Source organism: Candidatus Palauibacter sp. (assembly GCF_965216145.1).
GTDB lineage: Bacteria > Gemmatimonadota > Gemmatimonadetes > Palauibacterales > Palauibacteraceae > Palauibacter.
In genome coordinates this window covers 248,915-268,110 of record NZ_OZ244149.1, presented here as the reverse complement: position 1 = coordinate 268,110, position 19,196 = coordinate 248,915, and the positions used below count along the sequence as shown (strand labels likewise).

The 19,196-nt window shown below is 71.0% G+C and carries 17 protein-coding genes and 1 tRNA gene; 16 read left to right on the top strand and 2 right to left on the bottom strand.

Features of this window, described 5'->3' with window-relative positions; genetic code table 11:
- Window positions 1-16 precede the first annotated feature (16 nt).
- Window positions 17-703, bottom strand: coding sequence for a DsbA family protein (locus tag ACOOHF_RS01280; protein ID WP_420463056.1), 687 nt, complete (start codon window positions 701-703; stop codon window positions 17-19).
- Window positions 700-2,187, bottom strand: coding sequence for a pyridoxal phosphate-dependent decarboxylase family protein (locus ACOOHF_RS01275; protein ID WP_420463055.1), 1,488 nt, complete (start codon window positions 2,185-2,187; stop codon window positions 700-702). Before ACOOHF_RS01275 ends, ACOOHF_RS01280 begins: the two co-directional genes overlap by 4 nt.
- Here ACOOHF_RS01275 and ACOOHF_RS01270 point away from each other — a divergent pair.
- The 16 genes from ACOOHF_RS01270 (at window position 2,186) to ACOOHF_RS01195 (ending at window position 19,196) form a co-directional block, all read left to right on the top strand.
- Window positions 2,186-4,174, top strand: coding sequence for a DEAD/DEAH box helicase (locus ACOOHF_RS01270; protein ID WP_420463054.1), 1,989 nt, complete (start codon window positions 2,186-2,188; stop codon window positions 4,172-4,174). The genes ACOOHF_RS01275 and ACOOHF_RS01270 overlap by 2 nt on opposite strands.
- 797 nt (window positions 4,175-4,971) lie before the next feature.
- Window positions 4,972-5,406, top strand: coding sequence for a D-aminoacyl-tRNA deacylase (gene dtd, locus ACOOHF_RS01265; RefSeq protein WP_420463053.1), 435 nt, complete (start codon window positions 4,972-4,974; stop codon window positions 5,404-5,406).
- Between the two features lie 2 nt (window positions 5,407-5,408).
- Window positions 5,409-5,888: a TIGR00725 family protein gene (locus ACOOHF_RS01260; RefSeq protein ID WP_419936512.1), complete on the top strand. Its 480-nt coding sequence runs from the start codon at window positions 5,409-5,411 to the stop codon at window positions 5,886-5,888.
- Window positions 5,885-6,271, top strand: a complete 387-nt coding sequence (locus tag ACOOHF_RS01255; protein ID WP_420463052.1) for a hypothetical protein — start codon at window positions 5,885-5,887, stop codon at window positions 6,269-6,271. Before ACOOHF_RS01260 ends, ACOOHF_RS01255 begins: the two co-directional genes overlap by 4 nt.
- Window positions 6,272-6,472: 201 nt before the next feature.
- Complete coding sequence (gene recA / locus ACOOHF_RS01250; protein ID WP_420463051.1) at window positions 6,473-7,570, top strand: recombinase RecA; 1,098 nt, start codon at window positions 6,473-6,475, stop codon at window positions 7,568-7,570.
- Window positions 7,571-7,652: 82 nt separating this feature from the next.
- Window positions 7,653-8,306 (top strand): regulatory protein RecX, encoded by a 654-nt coding sequence (locus ACOOHF_RS01245; RefSeq protein WP_420463050.1) that lies wholly within the window; start codon window positions 7,653-7,655, stop codon window positions 8,304-8,306.
- 81 nt (window positions 8,307-8,387) lie between these two features.
- Window positions 8,388-9,947, top strand: coding sequence for an alanine--tRNA ligase (gene alaS, locus ACOOHF_RS01240; RefSeq protein ID WP_420463049.1), 1,560 nt, complete (start codon window positions 8,388-8,390; stop codon window positions 9,945-9,947).
- Window positions 9,845-11,044 carry a DHHA1 domain-containing protein gene (locus tag ACOOHF_RS01235; protein ID WP_420463048.1) on the top strand — a complete coding sequence of 400 codons (1,200 nt, stop codon included), beginning with the start codon at window positions 9,845-9,847 and terminating at the stop codon, window positions 11,042-11,044. Before alaS ends, ACOOHF_RS01235 begins: the two co-directional genes overlap by 103 nt.
- A gap of 4 nt (window positions 11,045-11,048) precedes the next feature.
- A complete protein-coding gene (locus ACOOHF_RS01230; RefSeq protein WP_420463047.1) occupies window positions 11,049-11,426 on the top strand; it encodes a hypothetical protein in 378 nt (125 codons plus the stop codon).
- Window positions 11,423-12,196: an SDR family NAD(P)-dependent oxidoreductase gene (locus tag ACOOHF_RS01225; protein ID WP_420463046.1), complete on the top strand. Its 774-nt coding sequence runs from the start codon at window positions 11,423-11,425 to the stop codon at window positions 12,194-12,196. Before ACOOHF_RS01230 ends, ACOOHF_RS01225 begins: the two co-directional genes overlap by 4 nt.
- Before the next feature lie 55 nt (window positions 12,197-12,251).
- Complete coding sequence (locus ACOOHF_RS01220; protein WP_420463045.1) at window positions 12,252-13,640, top strand: CCA tRNA nucleotidyltransferase; 1,389 nt, start codon at window positions 12,252-12,254, stop codon at window positions 13,638-13,640.
- Entirely contained in the window at window positions 13,633-16,317 is a 2,685-nt protein-coding gene (gene hflX / locus ACOOHF_RS01215; RefSeq protein WP_420463044.1) for a GTPase HflX, read from the top strand. The genes ACOOHF_RS01220 and hflX overlap by 8 nt, the downstream gene beginning before the upstream one ends.
- A 56-nt stretch (window positions 16,318-16,373) precedes the next feature.
- Window positions 16,374-17,129: a pyridoxine 5'-phosphate synthase gene (locus ACOOHF_RS01210; RefSeq protein WP_420463043.1), complete on the top strand. Its 756-nt coding sequence runs from the start codon at window positions 16,374-16,376 to the stop codon at window positions 17,127-17,129.
- Window positions 17,126-18,145 (top strand): lysylphosphatidylglycerol synthase transmembrane domain-containing protein, encoded by a 1,020-nt coding sequence (locus ACOOHF_RS01205; protein WP_419936523.1) that lies wholly within the window; start codon window positions 17,126-17,128, stop codon window positions 18,143-18,145. The genes ACOOHF_RS01210 and ACOOHF_RS01205 overlap by 4 nt, the downstream gene beginning before the upstream one ends.
- Window positions 18,142-19,062 (top strand): 4-(cytidine 5'-diphospho)-2-C-methyl-D-erythritol kinase, encoded by a 921-nt coding sequence (locus ACOOHF_RS01200; protein WP_420463042.1) that lies wholly within the window; start codon window positions 18,142-18,144, stop codon window positions 19,060-19,062. Before ACOOHF_RS01205 ends, ACOOHF_RS01200 begins: the two co-directional genes overlap by 4 nt.
- A gap of 63 nt (window positions 19,063-19,125) precedes the next feature.
- Window positions 19,126-19,196 (top strand) — tRNA-Gln (locus ACOOHF_RS01195).

Below are 19,196 nucleotides of genomic sequence, written 5' to 3'. Positions count from 1 at the left end.
GCGCCGGTTCTGACGGTTATGGCGTGCCGCCGCCCTTCAGCACCAGCAGGGTGTCGATCGCCGACGAGAAGGTGCCGAAGTCGGCGGCGCCCCGGATGGCCACGCTGTCGCCGAGGATGAAGTAGGGCGTGCTCGAGATCCCGGCCTGGGTCACGCTGGTGTAGTCACGCAGCACGAGCGGGGCCAAGGTGCTGTTGCGGACGCAGGAGCCGAACGACTCGGTGTCGATGTCGATCTCGTCCGCGTACTCGACGAACAGGGCGTAGGGGTCGGCCGCGCCGCTCCACTCGTCCTGACGCTCGAACAGGATGTCGTGCATGGGCCAGAACTTGCCCACGGCACCGGCACAGTAGGCGGCCTCGGTCGAGACGAAGGCTTGGGGATGTCCGGGGTTGGCGTACGCGATCCACAGGTAGCTGACCTTGCCCGCCGCGATGTACGCGCTGTCGATCCTCGTGAGCGTCTGCTCGTGGAACTGCCGGCAGAAGGGGCACTGGAAGTCCGAAATCTCCACCACCCGCACCGGTGCGCCCTCCTCGCCCTTGATGCGGCTGCGGTCCGCGCGTTCGCGGGCGACCTCGGCGTTGGCCGGTACGACCGAGCTTTCCTGCGTGCTCCCGGCCTCGGCCGCGCAGCCCGCCGAGGCGAGGACGATGCCCGGCAGCAGTGCCGCGACGACTCCGAAACGTGATCTGGCATTCAAGCCGGTTCTCCCGGTGAGAGGTCGGCGGCGGCCCGGTGCAGCGCCTCGAGTGCCTCGTCGAGATGGCGCTCTTCCGTATGCACGCTCCCGACGGACAAGCGTAGAACATAACGTCCGCCGAGTTCCGTGTGCGAGATGAAGGAGCGGCCCCCTGCGTTGACCCGGGCCAGGATCTCGCGGTTCCACCGGTCCTCCGTCGCCGGATCGCCCCCCGACGCTGCCCGGAAGCAGATGGTGCTGAAGGAAACGGGTGCGGCCAGTTCGAACACGCCGCCCTCGGTGAGCCGGTCCGCCGCCGCCTCGGCCATCGCGATGTGCCGCCGCATCGTCCCGGCGAGACCGTCGGTACCGACGCAGCGGAAGAGAACCCACAGCTTGAGCCCCCGGAAGCGGCGGCCGAGCGCGAGGCCGATGTCCATGAGATCGGTCTCGTCGTCCTCCGATTCGAGGTAGGTGGGGGTGAGGGCGAGCGACTCCCGGAAGGGAGTCACGTCCCGGTACAGGAGCACCGAACAGTCGAGCGAGGTCCCGAGCCACTTGTGGGGGTTGAGGACGATCGAGTCCGCCGTCTCCCAGCCGCGGAAGCGCGCGCGCTGTTCAGGGACCATCGCCGCCGGCCCCGCGTAGGCGGCGTCCACATGCAGCCAGACGCCGTGCCGCCGGGCCACCGCCGCCAGCGCCTCCACCGGATCGACGCTCGCGGTGGACGTCGTGCCGATGGTCGCGCACGCCATGGTGGGCCGCACGCCCCTCGCGAGGTCCTCCGTGATCGCCGCCTCGAGCGCCTCCGGCCGCATGCGGAATGCCTCGTCGACGGCGATGCGCCGCACGGAACGGTGCCCCAGCCCGGCGGCAAGCGCCGATTTCTCCACCGACGAATGCGACTGCTCGGAGGTATAGACCGCGAGGGCGGGGCCTCCGGCAAGGCCATCCGCCCGGACTCGCGTCCCGGCCAGTTCGCGCGCCGCCAGGAGAGCCGTGAAGGTGGCCGTCGACGCCGTATCGAGGATCAGCCCCGAGAAGGACGCCGGCAGGCCGACGGCCTGTCGCAACCAGTCCACCGCGGTGCGCTCGACCTCGGTCGCGGCGGGGGAGGTCCGCCACAACATTGCGTTGACCCCGACCGCGGCGATCAGGAGTTCCGCCACGATGCTCGGCGCCCGCGTGGAACTCGAGAAGTAGGCCAGGAAGCCCGGATGATTCCAGTGCGTGAGACCGGAGACGACATGCGCGTCGAAATCGGCCAGTACACGCTCGAACGGTTCCGGCTCCTTCGGCGGCCGCTCCCCGAGTGCGCTCCGCACCTGACCGGGTTCGACGGCCGGGAAGACGGGGAACTCTCCCACACGGCGCCGGTAATCGATCGTCCATTCGGAGGCGCGCCCGAGCGCCGCGCGCAACGTTTCGGGGCTCCAGTCCGCGGGCGCAGGGTCCGTGCGGGCGTTCTCGCGCGCAGGATCCGCCCTCTTCGTATGGTCCGGCATGCAAACTCCTGACTCGCTCGAGTCGCTGTGGCTTCTCGTGGCCGATCTCCGCCTCGCGGTCGAGGAAGAGATCGAGGCCGTGACGGCGGACCTCGTCCGCCGGGGCCTGGACCGGCCCGTACCTGCGCTCTCCGGGCGTTCGCGCGGCGAGGCGGGGACGGGATACCGGTACGCGTTCCAGATTGCGGGCGGAATGTACGACATCCGAGCGGACGACCGCGTCCGGATTCACACCGGTGGACGGGACGCGCTGGGCGTCGTCCAGCGCTTCGACCGCACACTCGGCCTCCTTCAGGCGGTGAGTCCCGAATGGCTGGGCGAGCGCCTCGACGGCGCGGAACTGGAGTTCGATCCCACCTGGCTTCTGCGTGAACTCTCTCTCCGGCTGGCCGAAGTGGCCGAGGACCCGGACGAGTTCTTCCCCGAGACGGTGCTCGAGGTGTTCGGCAGGCTCCCGCCCCGGCTGGGCCGGGATGCCCCGCAGCTCGCTTCGTCCGAAGACCTCAACGAACCGCAGCGCGACGCGCTGGGGCGCGTGCTGGGAAGCAGCGCCCAGCTCGTCTGGGGTCCGCCGGGAACGGGCAAGTCGCGACTCGTGGCGCGGGCCGCGCTGGAACTCGCCCGCCGCGGACGGGTGCTCGTCGCGGCGACGACGAACGGCGCGGTGGACGAGATCGCGCGCCGCCTCGCGTCGATCGCCGACCGGGCCCTCCTCGACGGGGATCGGATCATCCGGGTGGGGTTCGACCTCGGGAGCGCCCCGGACGCGCGGATCGATTTCGGGGCCGCCGTGGCGCGGCGGATCGAAGGCGGGGCCGGCGGTGTGGATCGCACGCTCGCGGGTCTGGAGGGGCAGTTCGGGGCGATCGCCCGCCCGGGGGCGAATGCGGGGGCCGGGAAGCGCGGGGACGCCTCCGCCCTCAATCCCTACGCCCGCGCGGGCCGCCTGCTCTCGCTCGCCAGGTCGCGCGGAGACGCGGAGGCCGCGCGGGCCCTGGGCCGCGCACTGCTCGAGATCACCCGGCAGGCGGAGCGCGTGCTCGAGGAGGCCGACATCGTCCTCACCACCTTCGCCCGCCTCTCGATCCGGGAGGAACTCCGCCGGCTGCGGTTCGAGTCCCTCCTCATCGACGAGGCCAGCACGGCGCCGCTCCCCTACGTGGCGCTCGCGGCGTCGCGAGTGGCGGGACCCGCGATCGTCGTGGGAGACTTCCAGCAACTGCCGCCGGTCGTCACGAGTACGGCCGCGACGGCGGAGCGGTGGCTCCGGACGGATCTGTTCCGGGAAGTCGGCGTGGTGAATGACGCGCGCGACGCGGGTCTGCCGTCCGCGAGCGACGGACTCTGCGCGATGCTGGACCTCCAGTACCGGATGGCCCCCGGCATTCGCGAGCTGGTGAGCGAGTTCTTCTACGGCGGGCGCCTGCGGGACGCGCCGGAAGTGCGGGACCGGGCGACGAAGGGCCGCCCGGTGACGGTGCTCGACACGAGCGGGCTCGACCCCCGGGTCGAACGGGCGGACGGATCGCGCCGCAACCGGACCCACGCGGAGGTCGTGGCGGACTTCCTCGCGCAGGCCGCGAGAGAAGGCTTCGCCGAAATCGCCGTGGTGTGCCCCTACCGGGCGCAGACGCGGCAGCTGCGGGACCTCGTCCGGCGCCGGCTCGGGCGCGCGGCCCCGGCCGATCTCCAGATCAGTACCATCCACCGCTTCCAGGGCCAGGAGAAGAGGCTCGTCGTCATCGACACGGTGGACGCGCCGCCGGGACGCAGCTGGTTCCTGGACGAGCGGCGAAACCGCGACTTCCCCCGGCTCCTCAACGTCGCGCTCTCCCGCGCCCGGGAGCGTCTCGTCATCGTGGCCACCGTCTCCGGACTCAGGCGGACGCTTCCCGCGGATGCCCTCCTGAACCGCCTGCTCGAACACCTGGTTCGGTCGGGTTCGCGCGTATCGGCGCGCCCCGCGGACCTCTGGTCCGGACGATGAGCCCCTATCGAAACCCGTGCCGACGGCAGCGACGAAACGCAAAACAGAGAATTCTGTTCCCGGATCGTTAGGGGAATCGCGCATCTCGTTGACGAACTTTTTGAAAAACTGCGACTCGGTCCCATCGGGGATTGACGATGGAAAAAAATCTTTTTAGTATTAGTGTGTGCCAAGGGAAGCGGTACCGACCTACCGGAGGTCGAGGCCGACGACCGCACCGCGAGTCGCCCGATGCGGGATCGCGAGCTGGGGCGCGCACCCCGGGGTTCGGAGGCGACGGAGTTCCGGCGACGGGACGAAGTGGCCAAGGAACGAGGGATCACGCACAGCTGGATCGGGCAACTGGTACCGAGGCTCGCAGAGATCCTGAAAGACCGCGCAAGCTAACAGGATCGGGCGGTTGATAGCCGTAAACAAGCCTCCTCGCTCAGCCCCTGACGCCCTCTGGGCGGCCAGGGGCTGAGTGCATCTACCCCCTGTGGCTCCGACGTCCCGTGCGCCGGGAAGCGGACGGGAACACCGGGGAGGATTTCCCTCGGGAGGCCCCACTCCTCCACACCGGCATTCCCGCATCGCCGGTTGTTCCGAGTGGGAGAGGGCGTCGACCGCACCGGCGATATTTTTTCAAAAAAAGTATGTCCACAAAATGTGGATATCATGTCCATAAAAAGTTGATTTGTCGTGGACGGAGCGACACCGTCGCTCGACGCCCAAACTCGACGCATCTTTTTGCGGGCCCGGGTTTTCCACTTCCCGTGGAGAAGTCGGCGCACTGAGAACCGGGGGAGGCCGCATAATTGCGAGTCGTGATCCAGCGGGTCAGCGGGGCCCGGGTGAGAGTCGGAGGCGAGGTCGTGGGCCGGATCGGCCTCGGCCTGGTGGTCCTCGTGGGGTTCGCGCCGGAAGATTCCGAGGCCGGGATGCGCTGGATGGCGGACAAACTGTGGGGCCTGCGCGTGTTCGCGGACGACGAGGGCCGCATGAACCGGTCGGCGCGCGAGGCGGGGGCGGCGCTGCTCATCGTCTCACAGTTCACCCTCTACGGCGATGCATCCCGCGGCAGGCGCCCCTCCTTCGTGGGTGCCGCGCGGCCCGCCGCGGCCCGCGCGCTGTACGAGCGGTTCGTGGCGCTGTGCCGGGAGGGTGGTGAGGTGGCGGAAGGCGAGTTCGGCGCGATGATGGAGGTGGAGTTGACGAACGACGGGCCGGTGACCCTGCAGCTGGAGCGCTGAGCTTGCGTCCGCTGAGGATCGGGATCATCGGCTCGGGCGTCGCGACCGCGCGGGAGGCCGACCTGGCGCGGGCCGCGGGGGCGACCGTCGCCCGCGCCGGCGCGATCGTCGTCTGCGGCGGCATGGGCGGCGTCATGCAAGCCGCCTCGGAGGGCGCCGCGGACGAGGGAGGTACGGTGGTCGGGATCCTGCCCGGTTCCGATGCGGCCGGCGCCGCGAGCGCGGTCACGATCCCGATCCCCACGGGACTCGGCGAGGCGCGCAACGTGCTGGTGGCGCGGGCCTCGGAGGCGGTCGTCGCGATTGCCGGCGAGTGGGGGACGCTGAGCGAAGCGGCGTTTTGCCGGAAGTTCGGTATCCCCGTGATCGGACTCGCCTCGAGGCTCCCCGAGGGCGTCACCGATGAGACCGCGGACGGCGCGGTGGAGGCCGCGGAGCGCGCCCTCGAACTCGCCGCGGGCCGGAGGGCGAGGCCCGCGTGACCGGGTTCGTGCTCTTCGGCGGTATCCTGCTCGTGCTCCTCGCCACGATCATCTGGGCCGCGATACGGGCCGGAGAGGACACGGGGGCGGCGCTCGGGGCCGCCGAGCGCCGCGACGCCGCGGTCGAGGCGCTCCGGGATCTCGAACTGGAGTACCGCACCGGCAAGCTCTCCAACGAGGAGTACACGGCCGTCCGCGAGCGCCTGGAGCGGGAGGCCCTGGAAGCGCGTAACGCCGCGGCCTCGGGGGCGGAGGCCGGCCGTGCCCGCAGCCCCGGGGATGGCCCCGAGTCCCCGGGAAGCTGCCCGGGTTGCGCATCGTCGCTGGGCGGCGATGAGGCCTTCTGTCCCGCGTGCGGGACCGCCCTCGCGACCCGCGGTTGACGTCCGGTTGAGACCCGCTCGCACACTGGTTGGAAGCCAGCGGCCGGCGCGGTCGGACGGAAACCGAAGAAATTGCGAAAGGTCGAGAATCATGGTATCCTCAAGCTCCGTCGCGACGGGCCGCAACCGACCCGACGAAACCCCCGGCCATGGGCGGTCGGGTCGTCAAACACGCGGACCCTCGGAATCCGGGAGAGTGAAATGGGTGTGGAGATGAACGAGGAGCAGAAAAAGGCGCTTTCCGTCGCCCTCAACCAGATCGAGCGGGCCCACGGGAAGGGGGCCATCATGAGACTCGGGACCGACGGGGCCCGGATCCGGATCCCGGCCATCTCGACCGGGGCGCTGAACCTGGATCACGGCACGGGGATCGGAGGGATTCCGAGGTCGCGCGTCAGCGAGATCTTCGGCCCGGAATCTTCCGGAAAGACGACCCTCACGCTGCATGTGATCGCCAACGCGCAGAAGGACGGGGGCGTGGCGGCCTTCATCGACGCCGAGCACGCGCTCGACGTGGGGTATGCTCAGAAGCTGGGCGTCGACATCGAGAACCTGCTCGTCTCGCAGCCGGACACCGGCGAACAGGCGCTCGAGATCGCGGAAGTGCTCGTTCGGTCCGGTGCGCTGGACGTCATCGTGATCGACTCCGTCGCGGCGCTCGTCCCGCGCGCGGAGATCGAGGGCGAGATGGGGGATTCCCACGTCGGCCTGCAGGCGCGGCTCATGTCGCAGGCGCTCCGCAAGCTGACGGGAGCCATCGGCCGCTCGAACACCGCCGTCATCTTCACGAACCAGATCCGCGAGAAGATCGGCGTGATGTACGGGAGTCCCGAGACGACGACGGGCGGCCGGGCGCTGAAGTTCTACGCGTCGCTCCGGCTCGACATCCGCAGGATCGCGTCGATCAAGGAAGGCACGAACCTGGTCGGCAGCCGGACGCGCGTGAAGATCGTCAAGAACAAGTGCGCGCCGCCGTTCAAGCAGGCCGAGTTCGACATCATGTTCAACCAGGGCGTGAGCCGGGAAGGCCTCCTGGTCGACATGGGCGAGCAGCACGGCATCGTGAATCGCGCCGGAGCCTGGTACTCCTACGGAGACGACGTCCGGCTCGGCCAGGGCCGCGAGAATTCGAAGGCCTTCCTGCGGGAGAATCCCGACATCGCGGAGGAAATCGAGGCCCGGATCCGCGAGGAACTCGGGATGACGGTGCCGGCCCCGGACGATGCCGCGAAGGGTGGGCCCTCGGACAAGGCCGCCGGCAAGGCCGGCGCGTCGATGAATCAGGCGGCGCGCCGCTGAATCGCGGCGCCGGCCGCGGCCCATCGCCGGCCGCGGCCGGTGCGGGAAGAGGGCGCCGTCCTTTCGGCCCGTCGCACCGCCCATGCCTGAAGTAACCGGTCTCTCTCCGGCGAAGCGCCGGTCCGGCTGGACGGAGATCCAACTCGACGGGGCCGCCCCCTGCCTGCTTCCCGATGAGGACGTGTACCGCCTGCGGCTCGAGGTCGGGGCCGACCTCGGCGAGACCGAGCTCGCCGCCGTACGTACGTCCGCGGCCCGGGCCGAGGCGATGCGAGTGGGGCTGCGATACCTTGCCGTCCGTCCGCGGAGCCGCCGGGAAGTAGAGCGACGGCTGCGGCGGGATCGCATCGATCCGGCGGGGATCGAGCGCGCCCTGGAACGGCTGGAAGCGCTGGGGTATCTGGACGACGGGGAGTTCGCGGCCGCCTTCGCCCGCGACCGTATTCGGCTGCGGCCGTGCGGGGTTCGGAGGATGCGGTCCGATCTCCTGGCGCGAGGCGTGTCGCCCGAGGCTGCCGAGCGGGGGATTCGCGCCGCGATGGCCGAAGAAGGGGTCACGGAGGGCGCGCTGCTCGAGCGCGTCGCCGTAAGGCGGGCGTCGAGGCTGAAGGAGACGGAACCGGCAGCGGCGCGCCGCCGCCTGTTCGCCTATCTGGCGAGGCGGGGGTTCTCCGCGGGGAGCGTTCGGGCCTGGACCGAGGCATATTGGCCTGAGGACGACGGCTCGGGCGCGTAGCGCGGGCGAGGCCGCCGGCTTGCCGCCGGGCCGGCCGCCGGCAACGGGAAAACCGAATACAGCGGGTCGGAAGATCAGACGATGAAGGCGGACGAACTCAGGGGCCGGTTCATCTCATACTTCGAGCGACAGGGGCATCTGCACCTGCCCAGCGGTTCGCTCGTCCCCGCGGGTGACCCGACCCTCATGTTCACGAATGCCGGGATGGTGCAGTTCAAGGGCATCTTCACGGGGGAAGCGGAGCGTCCGGGCCCGAGCGCCGTCACCTCCCAGAAGTGCCTGCGCGTCAGCGGCAAACACAACGACCTCGAGGAGGTGGGGCGGACCGCCCGCCACCACACCTTCTTCGAGATGCTCGGGAACTTCTCCTTCGGGGACTACTTCAAGCGCGAAGCCATCGGCTACGCGTGGGAGTTCGTCACGGGCGACCTGGGGCTCGAACCCGACCGGCTTTGGGCCACGGTGCATCACGACGACGACGACGCCTTCGACCTGTGGCTCGAGTTGACGGCGATCCCGGAGGCGCGCATCCGCCGGCTGGGCGACAAGGACAACTTCTGGCAGATGGGGGACACGGGTCCGTGCGGCCCCTGCTCGGAGATGCACTACGATCTGCGGGTGGAGCTGGACGACCGGATCACCGACGACCAGTTCGAGGCCGCGGGCGAGGCGGACCGGATCATCGAGTTCTGGAACCTCGTGTTCATGCAGTTCGACCGCGCGCCCGACGGGACCGACACCCCGCTCCCGGCGCCCTCGATCGACACGGGGGCCGGGCTCGAGCGTATCGCGGCCCTCCTGCAGGGCGTGGGTACGAACTACCACACGGATCTCTTCCTCCCGCTCATCGACGCGGCACAGGAAGGGCTCGGGCTCGAGTACTCGCTCGCGCCGGAGGACTGGGAGGATGGCGTCGCGTTCCGGGTGCTGGCGGATCACGCGCGGGCGGTCGCGTTCCTGCTCGCGGACGGCGTGTTTCCCTCGAACGAGAAGCGCGGCTACGTGCTGCGCCGGATCCTCCGCCGCGCGGTCCGGCACTACTGGCTTCTGGGGCGCCGCGACCCGATGCTCCACGACCTAGTCGGCGTCGTGGTCGACCAGATGTCGCCCACCTTCCCCGAACTTGAGGCGCGGCGGGAGCACCTGCTCGCAACCACCGAGGCGGAGGAAGAACTCTTCCTTTCGACGATCGAGGGAGGGATGAGCGAGATCGACCGCGCGATGCCGCCCGGCGGCACGGGGACGGTGGCGGGCGAGGTCGCCTTCAAGCTCAAGGACACCTATGGCATCCCCGAGGACCTCACCGGGTTGATCGCCCGCGAGCGGGGCTACGACATCGACTGGAAGGGCTTCAACGAGGCCCTCGAGGCCCAGCGCGCCCGATCTCGTTCCATCGCTGGCGGCCGATTTCTGCCACAGCCGGCCTACCCACCGTCCGCATCAGCGGCGTGGTCGCCCCCCTCCGCTTTCGACAGGAGTTTGTGGGCCACTCGGATCTCGAAGTCGAAACGGACTGCCGGCGCTGGGTCCACGACGGCGTGCACGCGTTCCTGCTGGAACGGAATCCGTTCTATCTCGAGAGTGGCGGCCAGATCTCCGACACCGGGCGCGTGGTCGGCGACGGGTGGGCCGTCGATGTGACCACCGTCCGGGGCGCTGACGGGCGGACCGTCGTAGCGGGGCCGCTGGCCGAGGGCTCGCTGCCCGATGCCGATGGAGTGGTCGAGGACTCCGTGTTCGCGCAGGTCGACCCTCGGCGGCGCGAGACGGAGCGGAATCACACGGCGACCCACCTCCTGCACGCGGCGCTGCGGCGCCGGCTCGGGGAACACGTCTTCCAGGCCGGCTCGCTGGTAGCGCCGGATCGCCTCCGCTTCGACTTCAGCCACCGGGGTCCGCTCACCGAAGAGGAGCGGGCGGATATCGAGGGGGAGGTCACCGGGGGGATCCTCGCGAATCCGGCCATCCTCTCCTCGCTGCGGGGGTACGACGAGGCGATCGCGGCGGGGGCGATGGCGCTCTTCGGGGAGAAGTACGGGGATGTCGTGCGGGTGATCGAGATTCCCGGCCTGAGTCTGGAGCTGTGCGGGGGCACGCATACGCGCACGACGGGGCAGATCGGGTCGTTCAGGATCGTCTCCGAGACGGGGGTCGCGGCGGGGATCCGGCGCATCGAGGCCGTGACGGGGCATGGGGCCTACGAGCGCGAACTCGAACGGGACCGGCTGCTCGCCCGGCTGACCGAGCAACTGCGGTGCCGGCCGGACGACCTGGCGGCCCGCATGGAGCGGCTCCTCGATGAGCGCGACCGGCTGGCGAGCGAGGTGGAGGGCCAACGCGGCGAGGCGACGGCGCGGCAGATCGAGGCTCTCCTCGCCGCGGCCGGAACGAACGGAGCCCGGTTCGTGTCGGGGCGCATCGAGGTGCCCGCCGGGACGGATCTGGGCGACCTCGCCGATCGCGTCCGCGGGGGGCTGGGGTCGGGGGCCGCGGTCCTCCACATCGTCTACCCCGACAAGGACCGTCACGCGTTCATGTCCGTGGTGTCGGACGACCTCATACAGCGCGGACTCAAGGCGGGCGATCTGGTGCGCGCCTCGAGCCGCGCGACGGGATCCGGCGGGGGAGGCGGGGCCCGCTTCGCGCAGGGCGGGGTGGGAGACCCCACTCTCGCCGAGGAAGGGCTCGGGGCCGCGAGGGTCCTGGCGTCCGCCCGGATCCCGGCTCTGTCCGGTTGATCGCATGAACGTGACCCACGTGACCGGCCCGTCGATCACACTCGAGACGTGGTTGCAGGCCCGGCTCCGGGAGGCGCCGCTGGAGCTGGCGGACGCGATCCGCTCGCTGGTGGTCGGCGTCCCGAGCGACGACGAGGAGGGGCTCGTGTCCGTGGCCCTCGACGCGTTGGAGACCGTCGCCAACGGGGAGGGAACTCGCGGGAGTGCGATCAACCTGCTGGCGGCCGACGCGATCCTCACGTACGCGTTCGAAGCCGCCGCCGAACCGGGCCTCGGCGGGAGCGCGGCCCGGGCGCTTCGCCTCGCGCGTCGGATCGGTCCGTGCGGCGTGATCGGCGAGCGCTTCCACACGCGCGCCGAGGCGCGGGAAGACGCCGGATGAGCGGGAGTCTGCCCGGGCTGGCGGGCAAGCGCGTACTCGTGACGGGTGGCTCGCGCGGGATCGGCCGTGCGACGGTGCGCGGTCTCGCGGCTTCCGGCGCGTCCGTCGGGATCGCCTATCACCGGGCTGCGGATGAAGCGCGACGAGCGATCGAGGAGGCGCGAGAACTGGCCCCGGAAGGGACCCACTGGTGCGCGGGGGGCGACCTCGCCGAGCCCGCGGAGTGTCGCGCGCTGTTCGAGCGTGCGGACGCCGAGTTCGGCGGCCTGGATGGCTTCGTCGGCAACGCCGGCATCTGGAACGTGGACCCGAGGCCGATCGAGGCGCTCGGTCCGGATGAATGGCGCCGAATGCTCGACATCAACCTCACGTCGATCTACGCCGGCACGCGGGAGGCCGCGCGCCGTATGGGGCCGGACTCCCGCATCGTCCTCGTCTCCTCGACCGCGGCCCAGCGAGGGGAGGCGGAGCACAGCCACTACGCGGCATCGAAGGGCGCCATCAACGCGTTCTGCAAGTCGATCGCGATCGAACTCGGACCGCGCTCGATCAACGTGAACGCCGTCGCCCCGGGGTGGGTCGCCACGGACATGTCCGCGCCCGCGCTCCAGGGCGAGGCGGGCCGTGCCGCCCTGGCCCTGATCCCGCTCGGGCGCGTCGCGACGCCCGAGGATATCGCCGGGCCGATCTGCTTCCTCCTCTCCGACGCCGCCCGTCACATCACCGGCGAGATCCTCAACGTGAACGGCGGCAGCGTGCTGTGCGGCTGAGTCCCGACCGCCCGCGCGGAAACGCTGCGAGGCTCGGGGTTTCAAGGGTCCTCCCGTGACCGGACTCGATCCGGGCCGCCTCGCGCCGCCCGAAGGTTTCCGCCGCACTGCACGGCGACTCGAGCGCGCGGGCTTCGAAGCCTGGGGCGTGGGCGGATCCCTCCGCGACACCTTCGTGCTACAGCTCTTGGGGGATACCGTTGCGAACCCGCCGGAATGGGATCTCGCGACGGACGCGCGGCCGGATGAGGTCATGGAGCTGTTCCGGCGTACCGTGCCCGTCGGGGTGTCCCACGGAACCGTGCGCGTCCTGGACGGGGACGAGCACGTCGAAGTCACGACCTTCCGGCGCGACGTGGAGACCGATGGCCGGCACGCCCGCGTGGTCTTCGCGTCGTCGATCGAGGAGGACCTGGGGCGGCGCGACTTCACGGTGAACGCGATCGCGTGGCGGCCGGCGTCGGGCCACGTCCGGGACCCGTACGGCGGCCTGGCGGACATCGAGTCCGGGATCCTGCGCGCCGTGGGCGATCCCGGGGCCCGCTTCCGCGAAGACTATCTGCGGGTGCTGCGCGGGTTCCGGTTCGCCGGACGCTTCGGCTGGGCGGTGGAGCCGGGCACGGACGAGGCGCTGCGGGAGGCGGTCGACGGCCTGGCCGTGCTGTCGGCCGAGCGCGTCCGGGAGGAGTTGATGAAGGTGCTGGGCGACCCGAATCCGTCCGCGGGGCTCGACCTGTACGCGACGCGCGGGGCGCTCGCCCACTGGTACCCCGAGCTGCTCGGGCTCGCCGCCGACCGGGGCGCATGGCTGGCCGCGCTCGGCGCCGTGGATGCCGTCCCGGCGCGGGAACTGAAGGTACGGCTGGCTCGGTTGGTCGTTTCCGCGGCCGACACGCCGGAGGGGCGGGCGGAGGTCGCCGAGGCGCTGCTGTCGCGGCTCAGGTTCTCCAACGCCGACCGGCGCCATGTCACGCGGCTGTCGCGGCTCTTCCTCCCGTTCGTGGGGCCCACGGACTCCGCCGCGGAGCACCGACGCTGGCTCGCTTCCGCCGGCGAGGCGTGGGAGGACGTCTTCGCGCTGCACTTCGCCGGGGCGCGCGCCGAAGAGGCGGAGCGGGCGGAGCAGGCGGAGCGCTACCTGGAGGCGACCCGCGAGCGCGTGCGCCGGGAGTGGCTCGACGAGCCGCCGCTCAGCCTCGCCGACCTCGCGGTCAGGGGCGACGATCTCATCGAGCTCGGGATGTCTCCGGGTCCGCTCGTGCGGCTCCTGCTCGAGGAACTGCTGGAGCAGGTGCTCGAGGACCCGGGCCGCAACGACCGCGCGCGCCTGCTCGGGGAGGCCGGGCGGCTGATCGAGATGGGCGTGCTCACCGAGGCATCCCGGCCGGGCGGCGGATCCGGCGGCCCCCCCGCCGGCGATGAGCCACCAGGGTCCGATGCCTGACGAACCGAGCCTGTTCCCGGGTCTGGAGCCGCGTGCGCAGCGCTCCGCCGCCGCCACCGCCGCCGCGCCTCTCGCCGCCCGTATGCGGCCGCGCTCGCTGGACGAATTCGTCGGCCAGTCGAAGCTCGCGGGGGAGGGCCGGCCCCTGCGCCAGCTCATCGAGAGCGGCCGCGTGCCGAGCCTCATCTTCTGGGGTCCGCCCGGGACCGGGAAGACGACCCTCGCCGGGCTGCTCGCCAGCCGCATGGAGGCCGCGTTCATCCCCTTCTCGGCGGTCACGGACGGGATCCCCCGCGTGCGCAAGATCCTCGAGGAGGCGAAGGCGCGCCGGGCCGCCACCGGCCGCGGCACCGTCCTCTTCGTGGATGAGATCCACCGCTTCAACCGGGCGCAGCAGGATGCCCTCCTCCCGCACGTCGAGCGCGGCGCGGTCACGCTGATCGGGGCGACGACCGAGAACCCGAGCTTCGAGGTCGTGGGGCCGCTCCTCTCCCGCACCCGCGTGTTCGTGCTCGACCCGCTGGCCCCGGAGGAAGTCGGCGAGATCTGCGCCCGCGCGCTCCGCGACCCGAAGCGCGGGCTCGGGGCCTACGGTCTCACGATCGATGCGGACGCCCTCTCCCGCCTCGGGATCGAGGCCGACGGGGACGCCCGGAGGGCGCTGAACGCGCTTGAAACGGCGGCGGACCTGGCCCGCGCCAACGGTGCGCCCGCGATCACCGTCGAGCATGTGGCGGCAGCGCTGCAGAAGCGGTTCGCGCGCTACGACAAGTCGGGCGAAGAGCATTTCAACCTCATTTCCGCCCTCCACAAGGCGGTGCGCGGCTCCGACGTGGACGCGGCCCTCTACTGGCTCGCCCGGATGCTGGACGGCGGGGAGGACCCCCTGTACCTGGCACGGCGTCTCGTGCGCATGGCCTCCGAGGACATCGGCCTCGCCGACCCCGGCGCGCTCGCCGTCACGATCGCGGCGCGGGACGCGTACCACTTTCTCGGCAGCCCGGAAGGTGATCTCGCGCTCGCACAGGCCGTCACGTATCTGGCCATCGCCCCCAAGTCCAACGCGGTCTATCGGGCCTTCGGCGCCGCATCCGGCGCGGCCCGCGAGACGCCGGCCGCGCCCGTGCCCCTCCACATCCGGAACGCACCCACGCGTCTCATGAAGGAACTCGGCTACGGGTCGGGGTACCGTTACGATCACGACGAGGCAGACGGCGTGGCCCGCCAGTCGTACCTTCCCGATTCGCTGCGCGGGAGGACCTGGTACGATCCCGGCGCCCGCGGGTGGGAAGTCGAGGCTCGGCGCAGGCTCGAGCGTATCCGTCGGCTCCGGCGACCGCGCGCAGGCCGGACCGGGGGAGGCCGCGGAGGAGGAGCTTTCATCGACAGAATGACATCGAACGACGCGGCCGAGCGCGCGATCCTGGTCGGCGCGCCGCCCGTCGACATGCCGCAGGAAACCGTCGACGAGCACCTCGAGGAACTCGCCCGGCTCGCCGGTACGGCGGGTGCGGACGTCCGCGGCGTCGTGATTCAGCGTCTTCGAACGCCCAGCGCCGCGACGTATATCGGCAAAGGAAAAGTCGAGCGACTGGCCCGGATGCTCCACGAACACGAGGCGACGCTCGCCATCTTCGACGAGGAGCTCTCGCCGGCCCAGGGGGCCAACCTCGAAGCCGCACTCGGCATGCGCGCGCTGGACCGAACCGAACTCATCCTCGACATATTCGCGCTCCGAGCCCGGACCTCGGAGTCGAAACTCCAGGTCGAACTCGCCCAGCTTCAATACATGCGGACGCGGCTCAAGCGCATGTGGACCCACCTCTCGCGCGAGGGAGGCGGCATCGGCGCCCGCGGGCCCGGCGAGCAGCAGATCGAGACCGACCGCCGCCTGATCGACCGGCGGCTGGCCCGGCTGCGGCACAAGCTCGACCACATCGCCAGGGCGCGCGTCACCCAGCGCCGCGCACGGAGCGAGCAGTTCAAGGTGGCGCTCGCCGGGTACACGAACGCCGGAAAGTCGTCCATTTTGCGCGGCCTCTCCGGCACCGAGGTCTTCGTGGAGGACCGGCTGTTCGCCACGGTCGACTCGGCGACGAGGGTTTGCGATCTCGACGGGCCCGGCCCGATCCTGCTCACCGACACCGTGGGCTTCATCCGGAAGTTGCCCCACCATCTGGTGGCTTCGTTCAGGGCCACGATGGAGGAATTGTCCGAGGCCGATCTCCTGTTGCACGTGATCGATGCGTCGTCGCCGAACTGGGAGGCGCAGCGGGATGCGGTGGAGGCGGTGCTGGCGGAGGTCGGCGCGGCGGACCGCCCGGTCCTGCACGTCTTCAACAAGATCGACCGGCTCACGCACGAGGAGGAACGGGCTCTCCGCGAGCGGGCGGTCGCGGCGGCGCGTCCGCACGTCCTGACCTCGGTTCTCGAGGAGGGAGGACTGGACCCGCTGCGCGAGGCGCTCCAGGCCGCGATGCGGGCTCGGCTGGAGACGGTGCGGGTGAGCCTGCCGGCGGGAGATGGCGCCCGGCTCGCTGAAGCCTATCGCGAAGGCGAAGTGCTGGAGCGGGCGTACGAAGAGGGCCGGGTCGTTATTCTTGCGCGCGTGCCGGCCGGCGTGATCGGCCGCTGGCGCGAGAGCGGCCTGACCGTGGAACAGGCCGACGCCGCCTAGCAACGGCCAGACCCTTTGCCGCGGGCCGCCAGGCCAGGCCAGGACCGGAGCACACCATGGCGAACACCAGTTTTCTGCACCTGATCGACTGCCGGCTCTGCGTGAACATCGACCACGTGGCGACCGTGCGGCAGGCGCGCGGCACCGACGAGCCGGACCCCGTGCGCGCCGCCGTGCTGGCCGAGCTGGGAGGGGCGAACGGGATCACCGTGCATCTGCGCGAGGACCGCCGCCACATCCAGGACCGCGATGTCGAACTTCTGCTGAGCACCGTCCGCACCTTCGTGAACCTCGAGCTGGCGGCCCAGGAGGAGGTCCTCGCCCTGGCCGAACGCTGGGAGCCGGGCCAGGCCACCCTCGTCCCGGAGAAGAGGGAAGAGCTGACGACCGAGGGCGGGCTCGACCTGTCCGCCGATCCGGCTCGCATCCGCGCCGCGGTGGAGCGGCTGCGGGACGCCGGGATCCGCACCTCACTCTTCATCGACCCGGACCCCGGGGCCGTCGACGCGTCCGCGGAACTGGGTGCCGACGCGATCGAACTGCATACCGGCGAGTACGCCAACGCGCCGGACCAGGCCAGCGCCGACCACGAACTCGTGCGCCTGGAAGATGCGGCGACGCGGGCCGCGGCGGTCGGCCTCGGCGTGCACGCAGGGCACGGGCTCACCTATGAGAACGTGCGGCCGGTGGCGGCCATCGGGGAGTGCGAGGAACTCAACATCGGCCACTCGATCGTGAGCCGCTCGGTGCTCGTGGGCATGGAGCGCGCGGTGCTCGAGATGTCGGATCTCGTGCGCGAGGCGCGGGGGTGAGAAGCCGGATCACGGTTCTCGTCGGCGTCCTCGTCTCGATCGCCCTCCTCTTCTACGCGCTCCGGGACGTCTCAGCCGCCGAACTCCTGCGACACCTGGGCGAGGCCGATCCGTGGCTGCTGCTGGCCGCCACGGTCGTCGCCACGCTCACCTTCCACCTGCGCGCGATCCGATGGCGGATCCTCCTCCGTGCCTCCGACGGGCACATCCCGTTCGCCTCGAGATATGCCGCCGTGTGCATCGGGTTCATGGCCAACAACGTCCTCCCGGGCCGTCTCGGGGAGTTCGCCCGCGCCTACTCGCTCACGCGCATCGAACCGGTGTCGCTCAGCGCGTCTCTCGCTTCGCTCGTGGTAGAGCGCCTGCTCGACGCGATCGTCCTCATGGTGTTCCTGGTCCCGGCCTTCCTCATCGGCGGCGTCGACGAGGCCGCGTCGGGCACCCTGAGGGACTTCTTCACGGTGGTCGTCATCCTCGTCTCGCTGAGCCTGATCACGTTCGGGCTGCTCGTCCGTTTCCCGGGCCGATTCCTGCGGCTGGCGAGGAAATGGTCCCACCGGCTCGGCCCCGACCGGATGGCGGACCGGATCTCCGAGATCCTCACCGCGTTCGTGGAGGGACTGGGCGCGCTGCGCCACGCGCACGTCTTCGCCCGCGCGATGCTGTGGTCGTTCGTCGTCTGGGGCTGGAACGCGTTCTCCTTCTACCTCGGGTTTCTCGCCTTCGACATCCGCGAGCCGGGCTTCGAGGGCGCCCTTGTCCTCCAGACGACGATCAGCTTCGCGGTCGCGATCCCGTCCACGCCGGGCTTCTTCGGACCGTTCGAGACCGCGGCCCGCCTGGCGCTGGAACTCCATCAGATCGAACCGGCGCGCATCATCAGCTTCGCGGCGGGCTACCACATCCTCACCTTCATCCCCATCACCGTGCTCGGGATCTGGTACATGCGGCGGCTGGGGATCAGCCGGAAGGAGTTCGGTCGGAGCGCGGCGCCGACGCCGGAGGCCTCGGGATGACACCCGCCCACGGTGCGCCCGGGTCCATTGGGACCGCCGAGGCGCACGCGAAGATCAACCTGCGGCACCGGGTGTTCGCACGGGACGAGAGGGGCTTTCACGGGGTCGAGACGCTGCTCGCCCGCACCAGCCTGACCGACACGGTCAGCCTCTTCGAGGCCGGGCCGGAGGCGGCCGGTGGTGGCGTGAACCTCTCGCTCGAGGGCCCGCGGGCGGCCGGCGTGCCCGAGGGACCCGAGAACCTGTGCTGGCGTGCGGCGGAGCGGTTCCTGGAGCGCGCGTTCCCGAAGCGGGGGCGCCCCGGCGTCCATATCCGTCTCGAGAAGCGGATCCCCATGGGCAGCGGCCTCGGCGGCGGGAGCGCGGACGCCGGCGCGACGCTGCGGCTTCTTGCGCGCCGCTGGCCCCGGCTCGAGGAGCGGGATGTGGTGGAACTGGCCGGCGAGGTCGGGAGCGACGTGCCGTTCGCGTTCACCGGGGTGCCGATGGCGCTGGGGTGGGAACGCGGCCGCCGCCTCCTGCCGCTCCGGCCGCCACGGCCCCGCCCGGCGCTCCTCGTCTGCTCCCCGATCCATGTCTCGACGCCGGAGGCCTATCGCTGGCTGGGCCGGGGCGACGCGGACCCCGGATCGGCTTCGGTGCTCCCGGGCGCCACCCGTCTGGCGGACTGGGAATCCCTCGAGCGGCTCATTCGGAACGACCTCGAGGCGCCGGTCCTCGCCCGCCACCCGGAGCTGTTGGAGACCCTCGAGCGGCTCCGGTCGTGCGAGCCGGCGGCGGCCGGGATGACGGGATCGGGCTCCGCCCTGTTCGCCGTCTTCCGCAACGAGGCGGAACGCAGCCGCGCCCGGCACCAACTCTCCGCTGCGGCGGGCGGGCGGATGCCGGAACTCGTGGACGTCCAACTCCCCGTCTAAGGCGTCGGGACGCCGTTTCAGCGATTGACTCGGTCGGGCGCCGCGCGCCATCTTCGGCGCTTCTGGCCCCTCGTCTAATGGCAAGACACCGGCCTTTGGAGCCGGTGATCCAGGTTCGACCCCTGGGGGGCCAA

What these genes read in the sequence shown, in the direction of transcription:
- ACOOHF_RS01245 (WP_420463050.1), top strand. Translation starts at nt 7,653, where the DNA reads ATGCCTGAAGTAACCGGTCTCTCTCCGGCGAAGCGCCGGTCCGGCTGG.
- ACOOHF_RS01230 (WP_420463047.1), top strand. Translation starts at nt 11,049, where the DNA reads ATGAACGTGACCCACGTGACCGGCCCGTCGATCACACTCGAGACGTGG.
- ACOOHF_RS01200 (WP_420463042.1), top strand. Translation starts at nt 18,142, where the DNA reads ATGACACCCGCCCACGGTGCGCCCGGGTCCATTGGGACCGCCGAGGCG.
- recA (WP_420463051.1), top strand. Translation starts at nt 6,473, where the DNA reads ATGGGTGTGGAGATGAACGAGGAGCAGAAAAAGGCGCTTTCCGTCGCC.
- ACOOHF_RS01270 (WP_420463054.1), top strand. Translation starts at nt 2,186, where the DNA reads ATGCAAACTCCTGACTCGCTCGAGTCGCTGTGGCTTCTCGTGGCCGAT.
- ACOOHF_RS01210 (WP_420463043.1), top strand. Translation starts at nt 16,374, where the DNA reads ATGGCGAACACCAGTTTTCTGCACCTGATCGACTGCCGGCTCTGCGTG.
- ACOOHF_RS01225 (WP_420463046.1), top strand. Translation starts at nt 11,423, where the DNA reads ATGAGCGGGAGTCTGCCCGGGCTGGCGGGCAAGCGCGTACTCGTGACG.
- ACOOHF_RS01275 (WP_420463055.1), bottom strand. Translation starts at nt 2,187, where the DNA reads ATGCCGGACCATACGAAGAGGGCGGATCCTGCGCGCGAGAACGCCCGC.
- hflX (WP_420463044.1), top strand. Translation starts at nt 13,633, where the DNA reads ATGCCTGACGAACCGAGCCTGTTCCCGGGTCTGGAGCCGCGTGCGCAG.
- alaS (WP_420463049.1), top strand. Translation starts at nt 8,388, where the DNA reads ATGAAGGCGGACGAACTCAGGGGCCGGTTCATCTCATACTTCGAGCGA.